At 51.6% G+C, this 26,306-nt stretch carries 21 protein-coding genes; 16 read left to right on the forward strand and 5 right to left on the reverse strand.

The features are described from left to right. Positions 1-115: 115 nt before the first annotated feature. Entirely contained in the window at positions 116-2,881 is a 2,766-nt protein-coding gene (ppdK, locus tag AB8516_RS06705; RefSeq protein WP_108290049.1) for a pyruvate, phosphate dikinase, read from the reverse strand. A 165-nt stretch (positions 2,882-3,046) separates the two neighbouring features. Between ppdK and AB8516_RS06710 the strand changes: the two genes are divergently transcribed. The 3 genes from AB8516_RS06710 to AB8516_RS06720 all read left to right on the forward strand — a co-directional run bounded on the left by AB8516_RS06710 (position 3,047) and on the right by AB8516_RS06720 (position 8,415). After that, positions 3,047-5,911, forward strand: coding sequence for a valine--tRNA ligase (locus AB8516_RS06710; RefSeq protein ID WP_369159251.1), 2,865 nt, complete (start codon positions 3,047-3,049; stop codon positions 5,909-5,911). 296 nt (positions 5,912-6,207) lie between these two features. Beyond that, entirely contained in the window at positions 6,208-6,606 is a 399-nt protein-coding gene (locus AB8516_RS06715; protein WP_369159253.1) for a 4-oxalocrotonate tautomerase family protein, read from the forward strand. Positions 6,607-6,762: 156 nt separating this feature from the next. Beyond that, the gene (locus tag AB8516_RS06720) at positions 6,763-8,415 is read left to right on the forward strand and encodes an acyl-CoA dehydrogenase family protein (protein WP_369159255.1); all 1,653 of its coding nucleotides are present in this window, start codon (positions 6,763-6,765) and stop codon (positions 8,413-8,415) included. Between the two features lie 103 nt (positions 8,416-8,518). On the opposite strand, the gene AB8516_RS06725 is transcribed toward AB8516_RS06720, so the two are convergent. Next, a complete protein-coding gene (locus AB8516_RS06725; protein WP_369159257.1) occupies positions 8,519-9,178 on the reverse strand; it encodes an intradiol ring-cleavage dioxygenase in 660 nt (219 codons plus the stop codon). Between the two features lie 630 nt (positions 9,179-9,808). Here AB8516_RS06725 and infA point away from each other — a divergent pair. Then, complete coding sequence (gene infA / locus AB8516_RS06730) at positions 9,809-10,027, forward strand: translation initiation factor IF-1 (protein WP_069127521.1); 219 nt, start codon at positions 9,809-9,811, stop codon at positions 10,025-10,027. A 6-nt stretch (positions 10,028-10,033) separates the two neighbouring features. Here infA and clpA read toward each other — a convergent pair whose 3' ends face one another. Then, positions 10,034-12,307, reverse strand: coding sequence for an ATP-dependent Clp protease ATP-binding subunit ClpA (gene clpA, locus AB8516_RS06735; RefSeq protein ID WP_108290044.1), 2,274 nt, complete (start codon positions 12,305-12,307; stop codon positions 10,034-10,036). Between the two features lie 24 nt (positions 12,308-12,331). Then, positions 12,332-12,652, reverse strand: coding sequence for an ATP-dependent Clp protease adapter ClpS (gene clpS / locus AB8516_RS06740; RefSeq protein WP_369159260.1), 321 nt, complete (start codon positions 12,650-12,652; stop codon positions 12,332-12,334). Positions 12,653-13,319: 667 nt separating this feature from the next. On the opposite strand from clpS, the gene cspD reads away from it, so the two are divergent. The 10 genes from cspD to AB8516_RS06790 all read left to right on the forward strand — a co-directional run bounded on the left by cspD (position 13,320) and on the right by AB8516_RS06790 (position 23,402). Then, entirely contained in the window at positions 13,320-13,535 is a 216-nt protein-coding gene (cspD, locus tag AB8516_RS06745; RefSeq protein WP_069128451.1) for a cold shock domain-containing protein CspD, read from the forward strand. Positions 13,536-13,813: 278 nt separating this feature from the next. After that, positions 13,814-14,395 (forward strand): pseudouridine synthase, encoded by a 582-nt coding sequence (locus AB8516_RS06750; RefSeq protein ID WP_369159262.1) that lies wholly within the window; start codon positions 13,814-13,816, stop codon positions 14,393-14,395. Then, positions 14,385-15,491, forward strand: a complete 1,107-nt coding sequence (gene mnmA / locus AB8516_RS06755) for a tRNA 2-thiouridine(34) synthase MnmA (RefSeq protein ID WP_369159264.1) — start codon at positions 14,385-14,387, stop codon at positions 15,489-15,491. The genes AB8516_RS06750 and mnmA overlap by 11 nt, the downstream gene beginning before the upstream one ends. 59 nt (positions 15,492-15,550) lie before the next feature. Beyond that, positions 15,551-16,183 carry a high frequency lysogenization protein HflD gene (gene hflD / locus AB8516_RS06760; RefSeq protein WP_369159266.1) on the forward strand — a complete coding sequence of 211 codons (633 nt, stop codon included), beginning with the start codon at positions 15,551-15,553 and terminating at the stop codon, positions 16,181-16,183. 187 nt (positions 16,184-16,370) lie between these two features. Continuing rightward, entirely contained in the window at positions 16,371-16,814 is a 444-nt protein-coding gene (locus tag AB8516_RS06765; RefSeq protein ID WP_108290039.1) for a hypothetical protein, read from the forward strand. A gap of 216 nt (positions 16,815-17,030) precedes the next feature. Further along, on the forward strand, positions 17,031-18,398 hold the full coding sequence (purB, locus tag AB8516_RS06770) for an adenylosuccinate lyase (protein ID WP_108290038.1): 1,368 nt from the start codon (positions 17,031-17,033) through the stop codon (positions 18,396-18,398). Between the two features lie 303 nt (positions 18,399-18,701). Beyond that, a complete protein-coding gene (locus AB8516_RS06775) occupies positions 18,702-19,880 on the forward strand; it encodes a JmjC domain-containing protein (RefSeq protein WP_369159269.1) in 1,179 nt (392 codons plus the stop codon). Next, the gene (locus tag AB8516_RS06780; RefSeq protein ID WP_369159271.1) at positions 19,867-20,820 is read left to right on the forward strand and encodes a GNAT family N-acetyltransferase; all 954 of its coding nucleotides are present in this window, start codon (positions 19,867-19,869) and stop codon (positions 20,818-20,820) included. The genes AB8516_RS06775 and AB8516_RS06780 overlap by 14 nt, the downstream gene beginning before the upstream one ends. A 221-nt stretch (positions 20,821-21,041) precedes the next feature. Continuing rightward, positions 21,042-21,971 (forward strand): hypothetical protein, encoded by a 930-nt coding sequence (locus AB8516_RS06785; protein WP_369159273.1) that lies wholly within the window; start codon positions 21,042-21,044, stop codon positions 21,969-21,971. Between the two features lie 105 nt (positions 21,972-22,076). Continuing rightward, the gene (locus AB8516_RS06790) at positions 22,077-23,402 is read left to right on the forward strand and encodes an MBOAT family protein (protein ID WP_369159275.1); all 1,326 of its coding nucleotides are present in this window, start codon (positions 22,077-22,079) and stop codon (positions 23,400-23,402) included. A gap of 142 nt (positions 23,403-23,544) precedes the next feature. Here the strand turns inward: AB8516_RS06790 and AB8516_RS06795 are convergent, their stop codons facing one another. Next, positions 23,545-24,144, reverse strand: a complete 600-nt coding sequence (locus tag AB8516_RS06795) for an NUDIX domain-containing protein (protein ID WP_369159277.1) — start codon at positions 24,142-24,144, stop codon at positions 23,545-23,547. Between the two features lie 197 nt (positions 24,145-24,341). Here AB8516_RS06795 and AB8516_RS06800 point away from each other — a divergent pair, with 197 nt between their 5' ends. Next, positions 24,342-25,178 (forward strand): oxidoreductase, encoded by an 837-nt coding sequence (locus AB8516_RS06800; RefSeq protein WP_369159279.1) that lies wholly within the window; start codon positions 24,342-24,344, stop codon positions 25,176-25,178. 135 nt (positions 25,179-25,313) lie between these two features. Next, positions 25,314-26,306 (forward strand): AraC family transcriptional regulator ligand-binding domain-containing protein, encoded by a 993-nt coding sequence (locus tag AB8516_RS06805; RefSeq protein ID WP_369159281.1) that lies wholly within the window; start codon positions 25,314-25,316, stop codon positions 26,304-26,306.

The raw sequence follows: 26,306 nt of genomic DNA on the forward strand, positions 1-26,306 counted from the left end.
AATCTCCCATGGGTACACTCCGGTACTTCTTTATCTTCCATAGGATTATGTCGACTGTTTGGCCGATATCTTGACCAGGTGGGCCGGAGATTACCCCGGCCCACAGAATGCAAAACTACTGCTGTTGGAGACTGGCATGGGCCGCCGCCAATCTGGCGACAGGCACCCTGGGTGCGGAGCAGGAGACGTAATTGAGCCCGGCACGATGACAAAATGCGATCGAGCTGGGATGCCCGCCGTGCTCGCCACAGATGCCGACGCTGAGGCTGTTGTTTTTTTGGCGTCCCCAGTCCACAGCCAGTTGCATGAGCTTGCCTACACCCTTCTCATCCAGTACTTCGAAGGGATTGTCCTTGAGAATGTCGTTCTGGTTATACATCGGTAGGAATTTATTCTCGGCATCCTCCCGGGAGAAAGAGAAAGTTGCCTGGGTCAGATCATTGGTGCCGAAGGAGAAGAATTCCGCCTCCTCCACCAGCGAATCGGCCCGCATGCAGGCGCGCACCACTTCAATCATGGTGCCGAAACGGAAGTTGATCTTCTGCCCATATTTCGCCTCAACATCTGCGCGAATCTCATCCACCATGGCCTTGACACGCTTCAACTCCTCGGCGGTACAAACCTGTGGCACCATCATCTGGGGATGCACCTCAAGGTCTTTGGCGGCACACTCCGCAGCCGCTTCCAGGATGGCACGGATCTGCATGCTATAGATCTCGGGGAATGTGATGCCGAGACGGACACCGCGATGGCCCAGCATGGGATTGGTCTCTGTCAGTGTCCGCACCTTGCGCAGCATCGTCTCTTTCTTCTCGATAGCCTGCTCCACCAGACTCTCATCAACCATATGGCGCAGTGAATCGGCCTCCTGCCTGGCAAGTTCCGGATCCTGCAACAGCATCATGCTGCCGGCAAGCACATTCATGCCACGCACCGAATTGCGCAGATGATGCAATTCACTCAAATCGCTCAACAGCTGTTGCTCAGTGGGTAAGAACTCATGGATGGGGGGATCGAGAAGCCTGATGGTCACCGGCTTGGGCGACATCACCTCAAGAATCTCCTTGAAGTCGCTGCGTTGCATCGGCAGCAGTTTATCCAGGGCGGCCTGGCGCTGAGCAGGTGTCTCAGCAACGATCATTTCTATCACCACCGGCAGGCGGTCGACCGCATTGAACATCCGTTCTGTTCGACACAGACCGATCCCCATGGCGCCATACTTCAATGCCCGGCTTGCATCTGTCGCCGTATCCGCATTCGCCATGACACGCAGATAGGCTGCCTCATCGGCCCATCTCAACAATCTGTTCAGCTCTTCGGTAAAATCTGGCTCGACCATGGGAATCTGTCCCAGAAAGACGTTACCGCTGCTACCGTCGATGGTGATCATGTCGCCCTCGCGGATCACAGTGCCCTTGGCCACAGCCTCCCGGCGCTGTACATCGACACTTATTCCCTCTGCACCGGCCACACAGGGCTTACCCATGCCCCGTGCCACCACTGCCGCATGGGAGGTCTTACCGCCACGACTGGTGAGTATCCCTTCCGAGGCGAAGAAACCGTGTATATCCTCTGGCTTGGTCTCTTCCCGCAACAAAATCACTTTCTGTCCCTGCTCTTTGCCCATCAACTCCGCCCGGTCGGCGTCGAACACCGCCAATCCGCTGGCTGCACCCGGCGATGCAGGCAGACCCTGAGCCACTGGTTCAGCCTTGTTTTCATTGTTCAACCGGGGATAGAGCATCTGTTCAAGATAGATCGGGTCGATCCGCAGTAACGCCTGCTCCTTGCTGATCAAACCCTCCTCAACCATCTCCACGGAGGTGCGCACCATGGCCGTGGCGTTCATCTTGCCGTTCCGTGTCTGCAGACAGTACAGGGTGCCGCGTTCGATCGTGAACTCGAAATCCTGCACCTCTTTGTAGTGACTCTCCAGTTTCTGACGCAGCTCCTCGAGCTGTTCTGCCATTTCCGGCATCTCTTCCGCCAGACGGGCAATCGGCTTGGGGGTACGGATACCGGCTACTACATCTTCTCCCTGGGCATTCACCAGATACTCGCCGAACAGCTTGTTCTCACCGGTACCCGGGTTCCGGGTGAAGGCCACCCCGGTGGCGGAATCATTCCCCCTATTGCCAAACACCATGGTACAGACATTTACTGCCGTACCGTTGGCCATCTCCGGGGTGATATTAAATTGACGCCGGTAGTCGACGGCACGCTTGCCCATCCAAGAGCCGAATACTGCCTTGATAGCGATCTCCAGCTGATCATAGGGGTCTTCCGGAAACGGCCGGCCGGTATGCTTTTCGAAGACCGTGAGAAAACGATCACAGATCTCCTTCAGGTCATCCGCAGAGAGTCCTACGTCCTCGGTGACATGGGCATTCTGTTTGACCGCCTCAAACTCCTCGTCAAAGGCCTCATCCGGAACACCGAGTGCAACCTTACCGAACAGCTGGATGAATCGGCGATAGGCATCATAGCCGAAACGTTGATCCCCGGTTTGTTCGATTACACCCTCGAGGGTATTACTGTTGAGCCCCAGATTGAGAATGGTGTCCATCATACCGGGCATGGACATTGCCGAACCGGAACGTACAGAAACCAACAGGGGATTCTCCGCATCGCCGAACCCTTTGCCGGTGGCTGCTTCCACCTGCTCCATGTGGCTGCGCACATCTTTCATCAGATTATCGGGCAGGGTCTTGGACTCATTGGCCAGGTAATCGAGACACGCCTCTGTACTGATCACAAATCCGGGTGGCACATTCAACCCAAACTGTGTCATTTCACAAAGGTTTGCCCCTTTTCCTCCCAACAGTTTCTTATTCTTGCCATCTCCCTCGTGAAATGCATAGACATGTCGTTTTTGACTCATTTTCTTAGATATCCTCTATTTATTATCTGAACTGACCCGTACCGAATTCATTCTGAAAATACCGACTACCTTGCCTGCCGCATGATTAATACACTGGATAACTACCCACATTCGTACCAAGCAGTATAATACTCCCTTTTTGTTGCCGAACCATTAACGAGATCCATGGAAAAAACCTACGACCCCCACGCCATTGAGCAACGCTGGTACCAGACCTGGGAAGAACGCGGCTATTTCGCCCCAGGCCAGACCGGCAGTGACAGCTACTGCATCATGATTCCACCTCCCAATGTCACCGGCAGCCTGCACATGGGACATGGTTTCAACAACACAATCATGGATACGCTGATCCGCTACCACCGTATGAAGGGCGACAAAACCCTGTGGCAGGCGGGTTCCGACCATGCCGGAATCGCCACCCAGATGGTGGTCGAACGCCAGCTGGAGGCGGAGAACAAAAAACGCCACGATCTGGGAAGGGAACAATTCATCGAACGGATCTGGGAGTGGAAGGGAGAGTCTGGCGGCAATATTTCCCGCCAACTGCGCAGGCTCGGCTCATCACTGGATTGGCAGCACGAACGCTTTACCATGGACGAGGGACTCTCCGATGCAGTCAGGGAGGTCTTTATCCGGCTCTATGAGGAGGGCTTGATCTATCGCGGAAAGCGTCTGGTCAACTGGGACCCCAAGTTACACACCGCAGTCTCCGACCTGGAGGTCCTGTCGGAAGAAGAGTATGGCCACATGTGGCATATGCGCTATCCCCTGACAAATGGCCAGGGCCATCTAGTCGTCGCTACAACCCGTCCCGAGACCATGCTCGGCGACTGTGCAGTGGCGGTAAACCCCAGTGACGAACGCTATAAACACCTGATCGGTGAACTGCTCGAACTGCCCCTTACCGGACGCCGTATCCCAATCATCGCCGACGAAGAACATGTGGATCCGGAGTTCGGTACTGGCTGCGTCAAAATCACCCCCGCCCACGACTTCAATGACTACGCGGTCTGGCAGCGCCACCGGGATGAGATCACCATCAGTGAACAGATCCACGGCGGTCTGATCAATATCTTCACCGTGGATGCCTCGATACGTGAAAATGGCGAGACTGAAGGCAGCCTGATCCCGGAAAAATATATCGGCATGGATCGCTATGATGCACGGAAGCAGATCGTTGCCGATCTTGAGGAACAGGGATTACTGGAGAAGATCGATGATCACAAACTGGTGGTGCCCAGAGGAGACCGCTCCGGGGCAGTCATCGAACCCTTCCTGACGGATCAGTGGTACGTCAAGATCGCCCCCCTGGCCAAGCCCGCCATCGAAGCGGTGGAGCGCGGCAAGATCCGCTTCGTCCCCGATAACTGGAAAAACACCTATTACGAATGGATGCGCAACATCCAGGACTGGTGCATCAGCCGCCAGATTTGGTGGGGACACCGCATTCCTGCCTGGTATGACGATCAGGGCAACGTCTATGTCGGTCGTTCTGAGGCGGAGGTCCGCGCTCGTCACAATCTTGATGACGACTACCCCCTACAACAGGACGAGGATGTCCTAGACACCTGGTTCAGCTCCGCACTCTGGCCCTTCTCCACGCTGGGTTGGCCGCAACAGACCGATCGTCTCAAAGATTTCTACCCCACCAGCGTCCTGGTCACGGCCTTTGACATCATCTTCTTCTGGGTCGCACGCATGATCATGATGGGCATCAAATTCATGGGAGATGTCCCCTTCCATGAGGTCTATATCCATGGTCTGATCCGCGATGGTCACGGGGACAAGATGTCAAAATCCAAAGGCAATGTACTCGATCCCATCGACCTTATCGACGGCATCGAACTGGAAAAGCTGGTGGAAAAGCGCACCAGCGGCATGATGCAGCCACAACTGGCTAAAAAGATTGAAAAGCAGACCCGCAAGGAGTTTCCCGACGGCATACCCAGCTTCGGCACAGACGCCCTGCGTTTCACCTTTGCCGCTCTGGCCGCCACAGGTCGTGATATCAAGTTCGACCTGGGTCGTATCGAGGGTTACCGCAACTTCTGCAACAAACTGTGGAACGCCACCCGCTATGTGATGATGAATGTGGAAGGGCAGGATTGCGGTGTGCAGGGGGTAACAACCGGTCACTCCGAGCCGTCTGCCAAACTGGAACGATCGGTCGCCGACCGCTGGATCATGTCGCGCCTGCAAAAAACCAAGCAGACAGTAACGGGAGCCATCGAGGGTTACCGCTTCGACCATGCCGCCCAGGCAATCTACGAGTTCACCTGGAACGAGTATTGCGATTGGTACCTGGAACTGAGTAAACCGGTACTCAATGACGAGAATGCAACTGCCGAAGCGAAGCGCGGAACACGACGCACCCTGGTCAGGGTACTGGAGAATCTGTTGCGCCTGACTCATCCGATCATGCCATTCATCACTGAAGAGATCTGGCAGCGTGTTGCCCCCATCGCCGGTGTCATCGGAGAAGAACAGGAGGGGGCCACGATCATGCAACAACCCTTTCCCACACAACGTAAATCCTTGATCGATGATGAAGCGGAGATTGAAATGGCCTGGGTGATGCAGTTCATACTGGGCATTCGAAAGATCAAGGGTGAACAGAACATCTCGCCGGGAAAACCGGTACCGGTACTCCTGGCCGATGCCAGTGAGCATGACAGGGCCCTGGCAGAGCAGCATCGACATTATCTCGACTTCCTTGCCAAAACCGAATCTATCGAAGTGTTGGCTGATGACGAACAAGGACCTGAATCGGCCACCGCTTTGGTGGGTGAGATGAAGGTATTGATTCCTCTGGCGGGCTTGATCGACAAGGAAGCTGAAATCAAGCGCCTGGAAAAGGAGACCGGACGTCTGCAATCCGATGTGGACCGCATCGAAAGGAAACTGGCCAATGCCAGCTTTGTCGATAAAGCACCGCAAGCCGTGGTAGAGAAGGAGCGCGAAAAACTGGCGGAGGCCAAAGGCGCCCTCGAAACCCTGCGCGTGCAGCTGGAAAAAATCAGAAACCTGTAGCAACTCCCCCCCTTCCTACTTATGGGGGGTATTGTGAAAGCAAGCCGCAAATGCTCGAGAATGTTTTATCCGCAAATGAACGCGAATAAACGCAAATTTAATTAATAACTCTGCAACACGGTACAACTTGGGTTTTACCCTATCGCATTGACTATACCCTCTAATGAAGGAGGGTAGGCAACCAAACCCTCCTAGGTCTTGTTGCCACATTGCCACTTTCCCCTTCTCTTCCTATATTCAAATATTCACCAAAACCGGATGTTTAGCATTTAAGACTACTGAGATGAGGTGAGTTAATGCCGCATTTACAATTTGAAATAAACAAAGAGATTACAGACATAGAGAAGCAGGCAATCGCTTCCCAGGTGTGCTCGCTTTTTGCCGCGGTTATGGATACAGGCACAGATCATATTGCAGTTTCGATTCGTGAGCTCGGTACTCACAATCTCTCAATTGGACGCGTTAAAGAACCGGAGAAAGGCGTTGCCGTTATCAATGCAGATATCAGAGACGGTCGCAATATTGAGCAACGAAGAACCCTGGCGTTAGGCTTTATGGAGATATTGCATAAAACCCTTGATATTCCTAAACAGCATATTTACGTCACCTTTACCGAGCATAAAGGAGAGGATTTCCATCTTTTCGAAAAATACCTGGCCAATTGGCGACAGGGAGAAAATCCCCTGGCGGAATAGACATATTATTCTCTGGATTCATGCCGTCTTACCATGGCAGAGCATCATGGGTGATCGGGAACCATTATCCCTGGAAAAACATCCCTTTCGTTAAGTTGTCGTAATTTTCAAGGATTGGAAGCCGGGAACGGTGTCCGGGTAAGCGAGGTGCAAATTATGCAACAACCTAAAGTGACGTTCGATACACACGCGGTCTTGAACCAACCACCCCCCCTGGAAAAATATAACGCTTACCGATCAGACGCCATATTGCAGCACTATATAAAAACACTTGGTGGTGAATGGGGAGAGCAGAGACTACAGGCGTACGGTCAACTTGTCGGAAACGAGCTGCAAGAGGCGGGGTTTGACGCCAATGCCTATAAACCCGAGTTTCATAGCCATGATCGCTTCGGTCATCGGCTCGATTTTATAAAATACCATCCCGCCTATCACCGCCTGATGACAGCGGCAATCGATGCGGGACACCATAACCTGCCATGGGTTGTGCAAAAAACCGGTGCGCATGTGGTCAGGGCCGGGATCGAATATCTACACACACAAGCGGACCCGGGCAGCGGATGCCCACTGACCATGACCTTCTCTTCCATACCCACCATCAGACATCAACCCGATATCGCACAAGCGTGGATACCGAAGATCACAGCAGCTCTCTATGATCCGAGAAACCTGCCCTATTATGAAAAACAGGGCTTGACCATCGGCATGGCGATGACGGAGAAACAGGGAGGTTCGGATGTCCGCACCAACACCACCAGAGCCTTCCCCATTGGCGCACCCGGTCCGGGTGAAAGCTATGAACTTGTGGGTCACAAGTGGTTCTGCTCGGCACCCATGTCAGACGCCTTTCTCACGCTCGCCAATACGGATAGCGGTCTGACCTGCTTTCTGCTGCCGCGCTGGCGCCCGGACGGTACGAAAAATGCCATCCATATTCAACGATTGAAAAACAAGATGGGTAATGTATCGAACGCATCGGCTGAAATCGAGTATGGCGGCGCCTTTGCCTGGATGATCGGTGAGGAGGGCCGGGGTGTCAGGACCATTCTGGAAATGGTCGCCATGACACGTTTTGATTGCATGATCGGATCATCGGCGATAATGGGGCATGCGACCGCGCAAGCGCTGCATCACACTGGTGCACGCACAGCCTTTGGACGAAATCTCCAAGACCACCCCCTGATGCAAAACGTCCTGGCCGATCTGGCAATTGAAGCGGAGGCCGCACTGGCCATCGGCATGCGGCTGGCCCACGCGCTGGACAAAGATAGTGATGATGAACGCCTGCTGTTTCGCATCGGGACTGCAATCGGCAAGTATTGGATATGCAAGCGTGCTGCTCAGCACACCTATGAAGCCATGGAATCGGTAGGCGGTGTGGCCGTAGTGGAAGACAATGTTCTCGCTCGTCTCTATAGGGAGTCACCCATTAACGCCATATGGGAGGGTTCGGGAAACATCCAATGCCTGGATGTCGTCCGTGCCCTGGAGAAGAACCCGAATACACTCGATATTTTTCTTATCGAACTCGAGAAAGCGAAAAATCATCTTGATCTCTATGACGAAGCACTGGGTGAATTCAAACAACAGCTGTTGATGAAAAGCCAGAATGAATACGCACTGCGCCGATTTGTCGAAAGCATGGCACTGCTCTGGCAGGCTGCTACGCTGATTCAGTTTTCGGATGCAACCATCGCAGAGTCATTTGTCCTCAGCCGATTAGCTTATAACCATAGTTATATGTACGGCACGCTACCCGAACATATCCCCTTCAGAACCATCATACAACGCGCCAAACCCAAGATTTGAGACAGTATAGATATTGATATCCAATGAGTTATGATTTCCTATTTGCAATTATTCGCATTCATTTGCGGCAAAAAAATCTGTACCAAAAACGCTGTTTATCATGCTACATGGAGGGATGAAGCCCTAACACGATATCAAAGCGGCCGGCCAGGGCACCCGACTCGATTTCCGGTGCCGGTTCGAGCGGTACGATTACTGAGGCGCGGGATTGTGGATTCCGCACTCTGTTGAGAATGAAATCAGTGTCGTTTCCCGACTCATTCGCCACATACATCTGCGTGGTGAAACCCTCTATACCGTCGCCGATCACACGAAAGTGGATATGCGGCGTCCGCCCCGGATAGGAGACGGGACGGATGGTACGGAACCGATAGCCACCGTTACCGTCAACGACAGTACGGCCGAATCCCTGAAAATCCGGATCAGCAAGTCCTCCCCGATCACGTGCATGGTGGTAATAACCAAAAGCATCACACTGCCAGATTTCGACTTGGGCATCAGTTAACGGTTGACCGTTGGAATCAAGCAGGCGGCCGAAAATGTGCGTGATCTGCCCCCTGGCGGGACGGCTCCTGCCCTCGACATCGACCAGGTTGTTATCGCTGTCCAATGGGATACGGGTAGGGTAGAAAGGCCCGGCGGTCTGATAGGGTGTGGGTATTAGCGCAGCAGCGATAGCCGCACCCGGCAGGACCGATAGTGAGGCAAGCGAAATAGTGTCCAGTAGCAGTTCGCGCCGATTGCAGTTGTCATTCAGCTTCATGTTGTCTATCTCCTGAGATGCAATGAGTCACACTGAATCAGAATGACCCTGAGAAATCCTCTAATACCTTATGATTTCGATTTCTCAGCCGGGAAAGAATTCATCACCGATCAAGATCCACTGAGCTGTTTGCAGAAGATATTCAGCGAATCAGTAGTCCACCAGCACTGCCAAACCCTAGCGAAGCCCATTTAAATTCATGTCTTTCAATAACTTATTTACGGCCTGTCAGCACAAAACCAATCAACTCCGTGGTGGCTGCAGAAATGAGGTTATTTTTTTGCCCGGCGGCGCTCTCATTCGCTCATTTAGAATAACCACAGTGAATCACTCTTCCTTGCTTGACGGAAAAAACACAACAGTACCGACTGTATTTGTGTCGACCGGCCCCAGCTGCCACACATGGACACACCAGATTGTGCCGCAAAAAGACAGGGCAACGATCCGTTGTCGGGTGATGAAGCGATGCCAGCCAGATCCCGGATCCGGATATCGCCATCGAACACCCTGCATCAGGGCGGAAAAGCGGAACTACTTGCTATATGCGCAAATATACTGATAATGGCGGATTTTTATCTCGGGCGCTGTGCTATAATCCGCCCGGTTTTTTTAAAATGATTGAGCATTAGTATGGCGAAAGAAGACTTTATTGAGATGGAAGGCACTGTAATCGAGACGTTGCCGAACACCATGTTCCGCGTGGAACTGGAGAACGGTCACGTAGTGACAGCCCATATCTCAGGCAAGATGCGCAAGCACTACATCCGTATCCTCACCGGGGACAAGGTCACTGTACAGTTGACCCCTTACGATCTGACCAAAGGACGTATCACCTATCGCGCCCGTTGAGAACAATCAGTTATCATCCAGGGTGGCATCGGGTACCTGCTCCCCGACAATATCAAACTGCAGCTTGTCATTCGCGACATCGACCTTAACCACCCCTCCACCGGCCAGCTTACCAAACAGCAGTTCTTCCGCCAGGGGCTTTTTGATCTCATCCTGAATCAACCTTGCCATCGGCCGGGCGCCCATCTTCGGATCATAGCCATGCTCTGCCAGCCATACCCTGGCTTCCGGTTCAACCACCAGGTTGACATGTTTCTCCTGTAGCTGCCCTTCCAATTCGAAAATGAATTTATCGACCACCTTAGCGATATGCTCTGGTGAGAGGCCAGCGAACTGAATGATTGCATCAAGACGATTTCTGAACTCGGGGGTGAACATTTTCTTGATTACTTCCATGCCGTCGCTGCTATGATCCTGCTTGGTGAATCCGATGGACGAGCGGCTCATCTCCTGGGCGCCGGCATTGGTGGTCATGATGATCACAACATTGCGGAAGTCCGCCTTGCGGCCATTGTTGTCGGTCAGGGTGCCGTGATCCATCACCTGCAGCAGTAAATTGAAGACATCCGGGTGCGCCTTCTCGATCTCATCGAGCAACAACACACAATGAGGATGCTTTGCAATCTCCTCAGTCAGCAATCCCCCCTGGTCAAAACCGACATACCCTGGCGGTGCGCCGATCAACCTGGATACTGTGTGGCGTTCCATATACTCGGACATATCGAAGCGGATCAGCTCCATACACAAGATCCTCGCCAGCTGACGACTGATCTCAGTCTTGCCGACACCGGTGGGACCGGTGAAGAGAAAGGAGCCGACCGGCCTGCCTTCATTGACCAGTCCGGATCGATTCATGCGTATGGCCGCTGTCAAGGCATCGATGGCCGGATCCTGGCCAAATACGACCAGCTTCAGGTCACGTGTAAGGTTGCGCAGGGCCTCGGTATCGGAAGTGGAGACCTTCTTCGGCGGGATCCGCGCAATCTTCGCCACAATAGCCTCGACCTCATCCACGTCGATGACCTTCTTACGCTGTTCCAGCGGTTGCAGTTGCACATTCGCACCCGCCTCATCGATGACATCGATGGCCTTATCGGGCAGATGGCGGTCGTTGATGTATTTGTCAGAGAGTTCTGCGGCGCTGTTCAAGGCATCCTGTGTGTACTCGATATGGTGATGCTCCTCGAATCGGGACTTCAGGCCCTTCAGGATCTCCACCGTCTCTGCCACGGTGGGCTCTTCCACATCGATCTTCTGGAAGCGCCGTGCCAGGGCGCGGTCTTTTTCAAAAATCCCCCTGAACTCCTGGTAGGTTGTGGAACCGATACAGCGCAGCTCCCCTGATGCGAGCACAGGCTTGATCAGGTTCGAGGCATCCATAACCCCACCGGATGCAGCCCCTGCTCCGATAATGGTATGTATCTCGTCGATGAACAAAACCACATCCTTTTCCCGTTTCAACTCGGCAAGAACCGCCTTCAGGCGTTTCTCGAAGTCACCACGGTATTTCGTACCCGCAACCAGCGTCCCAAGATCAAGGGCATAGATTGTTGCATTGGCAAGTACGTTAGGTACCTCTTTGTCAACGATTTTCTTGGCCAATCCCTCTGCGATAGCGGTTTTGCCTACACCGGCCTCTCCCACCAGCAGCGGGTTGTTTTTGCGCCGCCGGCAGAGTATCTGAACGGTACGTTCAACCTCTTGCAAACGACCGATCAGGGGATCGATCTTACCCTGTTCCGCCAGTTGATTGAGATTCGTGGCATAGCTCTCCAACGGACTTGTCTGACCATCCCCTTTGGATTCACTGGACAGTTCGGCTGGCGCCTCATCCTGAATCGTGCCGTCAACCTTGGAGATGCCGTGAGAGATATAGTTGACCACATCCAGCCGACTTACATTTTGCTCGTTCAGAAAAAAGACCGCCTGTGAGTCCTGTTCATTGAATATCGCCACCAGCACATTGGCGCCGGTAACCTCATTTTTCCCCGAGGATTGGACATGAAAAACTGCCCTTTGCAGCACCCGTTGAAATCCTAAGGTGGGTTGAATCTCCCTCTCATCACCATCCGGAATTAGTGGTGTTGTCTCTTCAACAAAGCTGCTGATATTCTTACGCATGCTCTCGATATCCGCCCCACAGGCACGCAGTACCGCGACGGCGGTGGGATTGTCCAACAAGGCAAGCAAGAGATGATCCACCGTCATGAACTCATGATGTCGTTCTTTGGCATTCTTGAATGCTTGGTTCAGGGTAAATTCCAACTCTTTATTCAACATCTCAGGAACTCCATATAGCGCCGCTTATGTCTCCTCCATGGTGCACATCAGCGGGTGCTGGTTGCTGCGAGAGTAATCATTGACTTGTGACACCTTTGTCTCAGCCACGTCTTTAGTAAACACGCCACACACACCCACACCGCGGGTATGAACATGAAGCATCACTCGGGTCGCCTTTTCCCTGTCCATGTCAAAAAAGGTTTCCAAAACCAAAACCACAAATTCCATCGGTGTATAGTCATCATTCAGAATAATAACCTTAAACAATGGAGGTTTTTTAAGTTTTGGCACTGCCTCCTTTAATGCTAGACCGTCTTCGTGTGATGTTTGTTCTCGATTACTCATAATGGCTGATTCTAGCAGGCCTAAACGGCCTGAAAAGCGGAATTATATTCGGGATATTTGTTTAGCTCAGAAGGATAGTGTAAGCAGATTACAAGTTTCCATTTTACCTATATTGAGGAGCTGATTTGAATACCAAACCGTCAAAAGTCGCTAGTTCCAACAAACGACACACTCACATTTTCATCAGGCAGAAAATCTCTAACTATCTCGTAATGGGTATAAGCTAACTAGGGATTCTTCGTATTAACAGACACCCATTATTAGGGTAATTACCAATACAAGCGTGGAAAGTTTGTGAAAATTTACATATTTGTTGACCGACAACGATAGAGCACTATACTTTCTCCTACAGTGTTGATAATGGTTCCCATTTTAGAAGGAACAGGAACACTGGAATTCGGGCTGTTATGTTGACGCCCACTGTTTTTTTTTAATGGCTGGTACTTGGGCAGGTGGACAGAGCAGTTTTGAGCCTCTCTGCAGAATAAAAGGTAGCGGTAAACGTTGAGTGTATGGACTAAAGTGAGGCATTGCGTGGAGATTCTCGAATATCCCGTACAGAACCGATCTTCATGTCGGTTTTTGATCTCTCCAATCCTCCAAATCTCAACCATTTCGTTACTACCACTCCACCCTCCCGGGTCATCGATAGTGAGGAGTAATAGCTATGGCGACTGGAGTCGTAAAGTGGTTTAACAACGCCAAGGGCTACGGTTTTGTAACCCCGGAAGATGGAGACCAGGACGTTTTCGTCCATTTTTCATCCATTGAGATGGATGGATACAAAACCCTGAAGGAGGGTCAAAAGGTCCAGTTTGAGATCAGTCAAGGACCTAAAGGACTTCATGCAACCAATATCCAACGGGTTGCAGCAAGCGAATAAAGCTGGTCCCTGAATCAGTAAACGCAAAAGCCGGTTCGGTGATCCCGATCCGGCTTTTCTATTTCCAATACACTGATACCTCTGCAACGCGGTAAACAAGGGAGGTTTGACCCGGCCCTTGGATTCAACATGTGTATCCTGTCTATTGCGGGGTAGCGTGCCGATATGCCTGCCCTGTTTCCAAACAGCGAAGATCGTCAGGTTCCAGTTTAACCGCCGGGATACTATGATAGCGCCTTTTATCAGAACGAATTGGAATCCAACGCGGTCATTCTTGAATGCTGATTCTTTTCAACAAGCCTTATGGCGTTCTCACTCAATTTTCAGATAGCGAGGGGCGTGAGACCCTCGCCGACTACATCACCATGAAAGGGATCTATGCCGCTGGACGGCTTGACCGTGACAGTGAGGGCCTGCTGCTGCTCACCGATGACGGTAAACTGCAGCACCGTCTTACGGATCCCGGTCGCAAGCGTTGGAAACGATACTGGGTCCAGGTTGAGGGTATACCGGATGCCAACGCCCTGGCACGACTTCGAAAAGGTGTTCAGCTAAAGGACGGACTGACACTGCCGGCAAAAGTCAGGCAGCTCGAGGAACCGAAACTTTGGCCCAGAAATCCGCCCGTTCGCTATCGGGCGTCAATCCCCACATCCTGGCTCGAGATTCAGCTTCGGGAGGGGCGTAATCGTCAGATTCGCCGTATGACGGCAGCTGTCGGATACCCTACTCTGCGCCTGATCCGTGTAGCCGTGGACCGCTGGCGTCTGAAGAATATCCAACCTGGAGAATGGCTCATCGTCGATGGTGCCCGTGAAGAACCGGATCAAGGAAGAAAGAGGCCCCATCATGGCAGATAAAGGCAGAGTCATCGTCGGTTTGTCAGGTGGTGTGGACTCATCCGTCGCAGCCTTACTGTTGCAACAGCAGGGCTATCAGGTCGAAGGCTTGTTCATGAAGAACTGGGAGGAAGATGACAGCGAAGATTACTGTTCCGCAGCCGAAGACCTGGCAGATGCCCAGGCGGTAGCTGAATGTTTAAAGATTCCACTCTATACGGTCAACTTTTCTACCGAGTACTGGGACCGCGTATTTGCCTATTTCCTCGAAGAGTATGGTGCAGGCAGAACGCCCAATCCCGATGTGTTATGTAACCGTGAAATCAAGTTCAAGGCCTTTCTCGACCATGCAATCGATCAGTTGCAGGCATCCATAATCGCCACCGGGCACTACGCCGCAGTGGTAAAGGATGACGAGGGCTATCATCTGCACAGAGCCAAGGATGAGGATAAGGATCAAACCTATTTTCTCTATATGTTGGGACAAAGAGCCTTGAGTCACAGCCTGTTTCCCTTGGCACAGCTGAATAAGCACCAGGTCAGGGAGATTGCACATAAGGCGGGATTTCCAAACCACAAAAAGAAGGACAGTACAGGGATCTGCTTTATTGGGGAGCGTAAGTTTCGAGACTTTCTGCAACGCTTTCTCCCGGCTCAGCCAGGCGACATCGAGGATCCCCAGGGTAATCTACTGGGCCGGCACCACGGTTTGATCTACTACACTCTCGGCCAGCGGCAGGGATTGGGCATAGGCGGCCGACGCGACACAATCGAGGCGCCCTGGTTCGTGGCAGCAAAGGATCTTCGTCGAAACGTCCTGATTGCAGTACAGGGTCATGATCACCCCATGTTGATGTGTCAGGAACTGACCGCCAATCAGATGCACTGGGTGGCGGGTCGTCCACCATCCGGTCCCTTGCAGGGCCTGGCAAGAATTCGTCACCGTCAGCCCCTCCAGTCCTGTCGCATCCTTCCCCGGGACGATCGACGCTATCAGGTAGTATTCGATTCGGCTCAACGGGCGGCAACCCCCGGGCAGTCGATTGTGTTCTATCACAACAATAGATGTCTTGGTGGGGGTATCATTGTAGATAGCGAGAGTATCAGGAATCAATAAACTAGGGCCTGTTAACAGGCCCTAGGCTCAGCAATTCAGCCCCAGTAGTGTGAAAAGAAATGCAATATAGAGACAGCGATCGCGCAATAGCCCTATCGGGCATATATCAGGCAGCCAATCTGGTACAACAGGTTGCGCGTCGTGGATTGGTCGATGCAGACAGCATTGCGGCGAATATTCATAGCCTGTTTCAGATCGATGCCGAGAGTGTGCAGGATGTGTATGGAGGCCTGGAAGGAATCGCACCCGGCCTGCGACTGGCCTATCGGCAATTGAGCGGTGAAGAGGCGCGTGACGATGAGCTGACACGCTATCTGCTTGGCCTGGTACAACTGGAAAGAAAACTCAGTCGTCATCTGGACCGACTGGAAAGGATAAAGCAGGGTATCACTACAATTGCCCAAAGACTGGCCCACTTTCCCGCCACACACAGCAATATTCTCGGTGCCCTGGCGGAGATCTATGCAGACAATATCAGCCAGCTCTCACCTAGAATCATGGTAAGCGGTGAGCCCGTTTACCTGCAGAACAACGACAATGTAAATAAAATCCGTGCCCTGCTGTTGTCAGGCATCAGAGCGGCTACCCTTTGGCGGCAGACAGGGGGTAGAAGGAGACAATTGCTGTTTGTGCGCAAGCGTTACATCCAAGCATGTAGAACTCTCCTAGACGATCTGCATCAAGACATTTAATCAAATATTCAATCAGATTGATTGAATGAGTCACACCTGATCGATTCCTTTCACCAAACCAATGTGAAAAAACGTTAACTCGGCATACTAAGTGACAGAAAACAGACAGCATTTCAATGTATAAAGAGTAACCGCTGCAGAGCCGCAGTGGAATATATAACTTACAACACATTGAGAGGATACGAATATGAGCAATACCAAGCTTGTCATTGCCCTGAGTGGACTGTTCACCCTGGCAGCCTGCAGCCAATCCGACAACCAGCAAAGCGCCACCACATCTCAGGAGACCCAAGGTTCTTCAACCAGCATGGTTGACAAAGTCTCTGAGGCCGGCAGTAAGGCGGCGGATACCATTGCCACCACAAGCAAGGAGGCTTACGAGGGAGCAAAACAGATGGGGAGTGATGCTGCCGATGCCGTTGTCGATACCAGCAAAGAGATCTATGAAAATACGAAACAGGCCGCAAGCGAAGCGGGTAGCACGATAAAGGAAGAGACAGAAGAGATCGTTTCTGCTGTGGGTGAAAAGAGTGCTGAGGTCTATGATGCGGCAAAGACCAAAACAGGTGAGATGGTAGACGCTACGAAAGAGACAGGGACTGAAGTCATGGATAATATGAAAAACGAATAGTAACAGATTGATTATCCAATGGCGGGAGAACACTGCCAATCTCTTTACGGGAACGCAGACCGGTCGTGAAGCCCGGATATCGGCCTGGTCTGCCAATGGCATTCACTCTAGGGCCTGTTAACAGGCCCTAACACAGCGGAGGCGCTTTTCTGTGCAACTGTCGCCCGCGATCGGGTATAATCCACGCTTTTTTCAGCAACCAGGTGGACTGACTCAATGGAACTCTCCTCGCTTACAGCTGTATCCCCCATCGACGGCCGATACGGCAGCAAAAGTGCCGACCTGCGACCCATATTCAGCGAATTCGGCCTGATCCGTCATCGAGTTTCGGTAGAGGTGCGCTGGCTGCAGGCCCTGGCAACGCATAATGACATTCTGGAGATCCCCACTCTCAGCGAGCATGCCGTCAACATCCTCGATGCCATCGTAGATAACTTCAGTGAAGAGGATGCCAGAAGGGTAAAGAACATCGAGCGCACCACCAATCACGACGTCAAGGCGGTGGAGTATTTCCTCAAGGAAAAGATTGCCGGTAACGAAGAACTGGAAGGCATCAGTGAATTCTTTCACTTTGCCTGCACCTCTGAGGATATCAATAACCTGTCGCATGCACTGATGCTGCGCGAAGGACGCGGCCAGGTACTGTTACCGCAAATCGACGAACTGATCGGCAGCATCAGACAACTGGCCCACCAGCTGGCCGATCAACCCATGCTCAGCCGCACCCATGGACAGCCGGCTTCACCAACCACCATGGGAAAGGAGCTGGCGAATGTGGTCTACCGGCTACGTCGTCAACGTGAGCAGATCGCATCAACCCCGTTGCTGGGAAAAATCAATGGTGCAGTCGGCAACTATAACGCCCACCTCGCCGCATACCCCGAAGTCGACTGGCAGCATTTTGCCAGACAGTTCGTTGAGAGCCTGGGTATCGGCTGGAATCCCTATACGATCCAGATCGAACCCCATGATTATATCGCTGAGCTGTTCGATGCCATTGGGCGCATGAACACCATTTTGATCGATTTCTGCCGTGACACCTGGAGTTATATTTCACTGGGTTATTTCAAACAAAAGACCGTCGCGGGCGAGGTCGGATCATCAACCATGCCGCATAAAGTCAACCCGATCGATTTTGAAAATGGAGAAGGAAATCTGGGCATCGCGAATGCCATATTCGATCACCTTGCAGCAAAGCTTCCGATCTCCCGCTGGCAAAGAGACCTGACAGACTCCACCGTATTGCGCAATCTCGGAGTCGGCCTTGCCCACACCAGCATTGCCCTGCAATCGATCCAACGAGGTCTGGACAAACTCGAAGCCGACGGCCGGATCATGCTGGAGGACCTGGAGCAAAACTGGGAAGTGCTTGCTGAGCCGATTCAGACGGTCATGCGGCGTTACGGCATCGAAAAACCCTATGAAAAGCTGAAAGAGCTGACGCGTGGCCAACGCATCACAGCCGACCAGTTGCAGGCCTTTGTCGATCAGCTGGATATGCCCGATCATGCCAAGGAGTCGCTGAAACGCATGACCCCGATGAACTACATCGGCAACGCCAAGGAACAAACCGCAGAGATCTAAATCTCGGTGGGCGCTTCATTTGGATCATGAAAATCGATCAGCCGCAAATGGACACAAATCACCGCGAATGTTCGCAAATACTTAGTTCTATGATTGCGCATTAATTATATAGATTAGGTAATGAATCTACATATTGTGATTAGGTGAGAAAGGTTTCACATATCCGGGTTGTTTATGATCCCTGTTATTTAGTAGTGACTTTGCTCATCAAGTCATTTGCGTAAATTAGCGGTGAATTGCGTCCATTTGCGGCATAAAATAAGCCTTATAAAATAGTGTATTGAACGGACAGAGCGTGATTCGATGCAAAACCTGCATTTTCCCAATGGCTTGAATGCGGAAAAGTTTCTTGCCGAATACTGGCAACGGAAACCCCTGCTGTTTCGCAATCCGCTGGCCGAATTTCAATGCGGCCTCGAAGCGGATGAACTGGCCGGTATGGCCTGTGAAGAAGCGATTGAATCTCGCCTGGTGCTTGAGAAACATGGCGCCACACCCTGGGAGGCGCGCTATGGACCTTTCGATGAGGATGACTTCTCAGATCTGCCCGACAGTCGCTGGACGCTTCTGGTACAGGATGTAGACAAGCATCTGCCCGAGATAGCCAAGCTGCTGGACTATTTTCGTTTTATTCCGGACTGGCGGCTCGATGACGTGATGGTGAGCTACGCCGTTGACCAAGGCTCTGTCGGACCCCATATCGATGACTATGATGTATTTCTCTTCCAGGCCAAAGGCAAACGCCGCTGGAAAATCCACTCACGCCCCGTATCAGAGGACGAGTTCATACCCGACCTCGATCTGCGCATCCTTCCTGAGTTCAAAGCGGAACAGGAGTGGCTGCTCGAGCCGGGTGACATGCTCTACCTCCCCCCCAATGTCGCCCACTGGGGGATAGCCGAAGGTGAGTGCATAACCTGTTCAGTCGGTTTCCGCGCACCCACGCTGCATGAGATGGCGACCGCCTGGTTCGAGGCTGCGCTTGAATCTCGCATGCCTCGACAGCGCTACCGGGATCCCCCTCTGAAACCCCAGTCCGCACCGGGAGAGATACTCCCCCCCTCGTTGAATGAGTTCAAGGCCATGCTTGAAGAGTGCATCAGGCATGGGCAGGAAAACGATCGTTGGTTCGGCCGTTTCGTGACGGAAGCAAAGGAGCATCTGCAGATCTACCCGCGCTCTGAGCAGCTGACTGATAAAGAGTTTCACAACCGTTTTCGGGAACAGGCCGTTATCCACCGTCACAGTTATGCCCGCATGGCCTTCAGCCGCAATGAACATGACGGTTATGACACCTTGTTCGTGAACGGACAACACTATACGCTGCCCAGCGACTCCGGTGATTTCCTACCGGTTGTTACCCACTATCGAGTGCTCCATTTCGGCTATCTGCAGGAGTGGCTCGAACAGCCAGTGTATCTCTCCCTGCTGTGCCGGCTCTACAACGACGGACATATAATATTTAAAGATGACACAGAGTGACTACACGATCAGAAAGGCGAAATGGCCTGAAGAACGGGAGTTGCTGCGTCAGGTCAGAGAGCCTGTCTTCGTTGAGGAACAGGGCGTCCCGCTTGCCATGGAGTGGGATGATGATGACCTCATGGCCCATCACCTGCTTGCACTGGACCAGCACCAAAGACCCATCGCAACCGCACGCTTGCTGGGTAACGGACAGATAGGGCGCATGGCGGTAGTCCCCGAGTGGCGCAATCAGGGTATTGGTACGGCGCTGCTGTTAAACCTGATTCAGCATGCTGACTCAATCGGCTTGCAGACCCTCTTCCTACATGCCCAGAGCAGCGCTGAACCCTTCTACGCCAAAGCAGGTTTCACAGCCAGCGGCGAGCCTTTTATGGAGGCCGGAATCGAACATCAGATGATGGTCTTATCTCTCAACAAGGACTTAGCCGAGGAACTCTTTCTGGCTCAGCTTGGTATGACCACTGAGCTCTATCATCTGCATACCATCGAAGATCACCAGATACATGCCACAAGCATGGTGAGACAGGCCAAACGCCACCTGGCAATCTTCAGTCAGACACTCGATCCACAGATTTTCGATACCCCTCCCTTTATCGACGCCACCAAACAGTTGGCAATGCGATCCCGTTTCAGCCGTATCCGCATCTTATTGCAAGACAACACTCTGGTGGTGCAACAGGGCCATCGGTTGGTCGAATTGGCGCAGCGCCTGTCCACAACCATCGAAATCCGTATACCCGGAGAAGAATATCTGGAGTATGCGGAAAATTTCATACTGGTCGATGAACTGGGCTACCTGCATAGAAAACAGGCCGAAAATCTACTTGGCACCGCTTGCTACAACGACCGCCATAGAGTCAATAGAATGCAAACCATCTTTGATGAAGCCTGGGAATTCGGTATACCGGACCGTGAATTGGCCAGACTTCACCTCTAAGGATGGTATTTTTTAACACTGTAGAGTATGGCAACAGGTTAGAATAACGACTATAAATGGGATTCTGATCAATCCAGGAATGATCTGGAGGAACTCTGAAATAGTCAGAGCATTTCAAGAAAATTTGCCCCGAATGAATATTGTGGCATGATACTTTTTCATGCTGCTTACAACCATTTCATAAGGACTTGCATTCTCATAACGCTTGCATTGGTATAATAATGAAAAATCTGCCGACTGTAGCAAAAGTCCTGATAACACTTGCAGTAGTACTCTTCAGTGCCGAAGCCCTGTTGCGTTCAGTTGAAGGCTCCCTGTCCGGTAATATCTCCCATGTTATCGAGATACCTGAACTCTCAGAAAGATTTGATCAAACAAACGAGCCTGGCCTGCTCGTTCTTGGAAACTCCTTAACCAATAATGGAATTGATGCCTCTCTATTAAAATCCGGCCTGGAAGCCCAGGGTCTTGCCTACCCAACCGTCGAGAAGATGGTACCGGATGCAACGACGATTTGGTCCTGGTCGTGCATCCTGCGCAATCGTATCTATGATCTCAAGAACAAGCCGAATACAGTGTTTATTGGGTTTGCCTGGAACCAGCTTGCAGATCAATCGCGATTACTGCCGACCCAGCTCGGCGGTTTCTTCTGCTCTTACAGTGATTTGATGCATTTTACCGAACAGGCGAAAATGGGAAGTGCTGAAATCGGCGAGTTTCTAACTGCCTCGACTTTCCGTCTTTTTACGCATCGTGAAGCCTTTCGCAATAGAATGCTGGGCATCCTGATTCCTCACTACATGAGCGCCACGCAGGAGATCAACCGAAGGATGCGAAATGCAGGCAATTCGGCAAGTGGTCCTGATTTGACATACTGCGAGCTAAGCCAGGTCATCGAAAAAATGGAATCCTACAATAAGCATGTTGTATTGATGGCCATGCCGATCCGCGAAAACACCTATGAACTTGACCCGGAATTACTCAATCTTGTCAAAAGCGAGGGCATTTCCTTACTGGATTATCGAAGCCTGGATTTTATTACAGACAATCTGTTTCTGGATGAAATGCATTTGAATGAAAATGGCAGTGCCTTATTGACACAAAAACTCGTTGTCGATTTCGCAAAGGTACACTCAACTTTGCCGCAGTGATTAATAAGGCTTCAATGCATGTTATTCAATAGTTATATTTTTTGGGCTTTTTTCGCTACTGTCATATTGATCTATTGGCGCCTTGGGCATCGCGGGCAGAATTTTTTGTTACTCGTCGCCAGTTATGTATTTTACGGCTACTGGGATTGGCGATTTCTAAGCCTGATCGCATTCTCAACAATCGTTGATTTTATCGTTGCCCAGAAACTGGAAAAGGAGACGAGACAACCCATACGGCAACGCTGGCTTTTACTTTCGCTATGCAGCAATCTGGGACTACTGGGTTTCTTCAAGTACTTCGGGTTCTTTTCGAAAGAATTTGCTGTATTACTCGAATCATTGGGATTCCAGGCATCCATGCCGACTCTGAATATCATTCTTCCAGTCGGCATATCTTTCTATACCTTTCAGACATTGGCCTATACTATCGATGTCTATCGGGGTAAAACCAAACCGACGAACAATCTGCTGGATTTCGCTGTTTACGTATCGTTCTTTCCCCAATTGGTTGCCGGACCGATTGAACGCTCCAAGGATCTGTTACCGCAAATCGTAAACCCACGGAGTTTTACAAAAGGAAATTTTTCCGAAGGTCTCTATCACATCCTGATCGGCATGTTCAAGAAAGTCGTGATTGCCGACAATATGGCCCCGATTGTCAACCAGGTATTTTCCACCCCCGTCAGCGACCTGAACGGCACCGAAATTCTGATTGGCGTATATGCATTCGCGTTCCAGATCTATGGTGATTTCTCCGGTTATTCGTCTATTGCCCAAGGCATAGCCAAATGGTTGGGGATCAATCTGTCATGGAACTTCCGCATGCCCTATTTCTCCACAACGCCAAGCGAATTCTGGCGGCGTTGGCATATCACCCTCTCCTCCTGGCTCAGAGACTATCTCTATATAACCTTGGGCGGTAATCGTCACGGTCACTTCAACACATTCAGGAATCTTGTACTGACAATGTTTCTCGGTGGTTTATGGCATGGAGCCAACTGGACTTTCGCCGTGTGGGGGCTGGCGCATGGCTTCATTCTGGTTGTTTATCACGCATTGGAAGGTGTAACCAAAAAGATCCTGATTCCCGGCCTTGTCGGCAAGGTTATCGGTGCAATTATATTCTTCCACCTGGTATGTATTACATGGCTGTTGTTCCGCGCTGAAAACCTGACTCAGGCGGTATCCATGTTCGCTCAATTGTTCCACAACTTTTCGATGACCGAATTCTCTCTCTATTCGCTCGGGATGCTGGGCTTTTTCGCACTGCCGATTGTGATATTGGAATTGGTTATCGAACGCTCCGGCGATATGCTCTATGTGTTGCGCACCCACTGGCTGGTGCAGGCGATGATATATAGCTACTTCATCTTTATGCTGATTATATTCCCGCCACTTACACCCCAGGTGTTTATCTATTTTCAATTCTAGGAAAACTCTGATTAATTCAGCGTTACCCTATTATTCCTTCAGAAGGATCAGCAAATTCACATACCTGCGAGTATATAAGGCCTCATTCGGCTAGATGCAGGCTAGGGCCTGTCGACAATAATCCGATTAACGATAACAGGCCCTAAGTCAGCCACTTCTTCCTGATCCTCTCACGGTTCAATGCCAGCCACTGCAAGGCAATGATAATACTGGTCGAGTTGGCGCGTCCGGTATACAGTTCCGCAGCAGCCTTTTCTGCATCCATCACTACCACGCGGATATCCTCTCCCTCATGGTCGAGACCATGCACGCCCGCTGCATTGGATGCATCGACCTCACCGCAATAGAGAGATATACGGTCCACGGATATGCCCGGGCTGACCATGAATTCACAGATATGCTCGATACGGCCAATCTCGCAATTAGCTTCCTCCAGCGCTTCTCGTCTGGCCACCGACTCATCGCTCTCCCCAGCCGGTGTAAAACCTCCCACCGTTTCCAGTATCCAGGGTATCTTCTCCTTACCCACCGCGCCGATTCTGAACTGTTCAACAAGCACCACCCGATCCAGATTCGGATCATAGAGCAGGACCGATACCGCACGCAGCTGTTCGAGCCGTTCACGTATCAGCTCTTCACTCTTACCCCCCAGATAGAGATCGTGCTGCAGACGATAGCGGTTGACCTTGAGAAATCCCCGATAGACCGGGTCAGACTCGATCAGTTCATATTGGTATTGCATCGAGCATCTACTCTTTATCATGGAATGTTTGTGTAACCGTTAGGATTTGGATTGTATCAGCAAATTGCTAAGACAATCCCCTTCAACCACCGCTTGGCGGCTTCTGCATAACTATTGGCGCGATCGGCTAGTGTCTAAACCAACCCCTGAAACTAACATTTTCATTACATGAACTGATACAAATCTGGAGACGAGAGATGAAAGAAAACACTTCAAAACAACAGGTGGCATTGGTTACCGGTGCATCTTCCGGCATGGGCAAGGACTTTGCGCAGGCGCTACTTGCGGAGGGATTGGTGGTCTATACAGTTGCCCGTCGTATCGAGAAAATGGCCAACCTGGAACGGCTCGGGGCAATACCGCTGAAGATGGACATAACGGACAGGGAACAGATCGATGCCGTCATTGAAACTATCGAAAAAGACCATGGCGGCATCGATCTGCTGATCAACAATGCCGGATTCGGCATGTATGGGGCCATGGAAGAGACCAGCATAGACGATGCACGCTACCAATTCGAAGTCAACCTGTTCGGCTTGGCTTATCTGACCCAGCGCGTCATACCATCCATGCGGACGAAGGGAAACGGAAAAATCATTAACGTTTCCTCTATCGGCGGCAAAGTCTATACGCCCTTGGGCAGCTGGTATCACGCCACCAAACACGCCCTCGAGGGCTGGTCGGACTGCCTGCGCCTGGAGTTGCGCCAATTCGGCATCGATGTGGTCATCATCGAGCCGGGCGCCATTAAAACGGAGTTTGGGGAAGTCATGACCGGACCCATGATAGAGCGATCAGGTCATGGCCCCTATGCCGGCTTGACGGAATCGATCGTCAAGCTGCAACGAACCGAATATGAACAGGGAGGCGGATCGGAACCAGGCGTGATTACCAAGCTGGTACTCAAAGCGGTGCGTGCTAAAAAACCGAAAACACGTTATGCAGCGGGTAAATATGCAGCTACCCTGCTGTTTGTTCGCAAGTGGTTCAGTGACCGCAGTTTCGACAGACTGATCATGTCGATGGTGAAATAGTCCACACTTGGCAGGGTTTGCGCCACTGGCACGATCCGAATAGACAGTGACGCAATTTGCAAGTGTATATTATCCAACCGAGACCTATCATTTAGTTAGACCGGACATGGCTATTAAACAGGCTGAACAACTAACATGCGAAAATTCATCATCGACCAAGGCTGGAATGCACTCTTCCATCAACACAATATCGATGCCAAGGAGATACTGATCCGGGCAGACTTGCCGCAGGATCTATTTACCCGTATTGACGCATCCCTCTCGACCGCCGAATATTTCCGGCTCTGGGATGCACTGGCAGTCGTGATGCAAAATCCAACACTTCCAATTCATCTGGTTGAGAGCCTCTCTACTGACTTCTTCAGTCCACCGTTGTTTGCCGCTTACTGCAGCCCCAATCTTAACGTCGCCCTGGAAAGACTCAGTCACTACAAGCCATTGATCGGCCCCTGCCGCCTGATAATGACCCGCACCAGAAAACAGACTCGTCTCGAGGTGGAATTTCTAGAGAAAGGTTTGGTTATACCAACTGCCCTGGTCGCATCGGAACTCACATTTTTTGTGCAGTTGGCCCGCATGGCGACACGGGAACATATCAAACCATCGGAGGTGTTGACACCCATCGAACTGAAACCGAAGCAGGCCTACAACCGGTTCTTCGGCATCATCCCCAAACGCGCCAAAAAAATAGGCCTCAGCTTTCGCGCAACCGATGCTGAACGCCCCTTCATCAGCGCCAATGAGAAGATGTGGGAATTTTTCGAGTCCGGGCTCAATCAGCGTTTAGCGGATCTCTCGGCAGAGGATGACTTCACCACTAGGGTACGCAGCCTGTTGTTGGAACTGTTGCCCGCCGGCCAGTCATCCATAGAGGCTGTCAGCGATCGTTTACTGATCAGCAAGCGCACCCTGCAACGCCGCCTTAATCAGGAGGAGACCAATTTCCAGCAGGTGTTGAATGAGGTACGGGAGGACCTTGCCACCCATTACCTGAAAAATTCCGAACTCACCCATACCCAGATCTCCTTTCTGCTCGGCTTCAATGATCCCAACTCCTTCTTCCGTGCCTATCACGGGTGGACGGGGACCACACCGGAGAGTGCTCGCAACGACCGGCTGCTAAATTAA

Origin of the sequence: Candidatus Thiodiazotropha sp. LNASS1, assembly GCF_964212655.1 — a bacterium.
In the GTDB taxonomy this organism is placed as follows: domain Bacteria; phylum Pseudomonadota; class Gammaproteobacteria; order Chromatiales; family Chromatiaceae; genus Thiodiazotropha.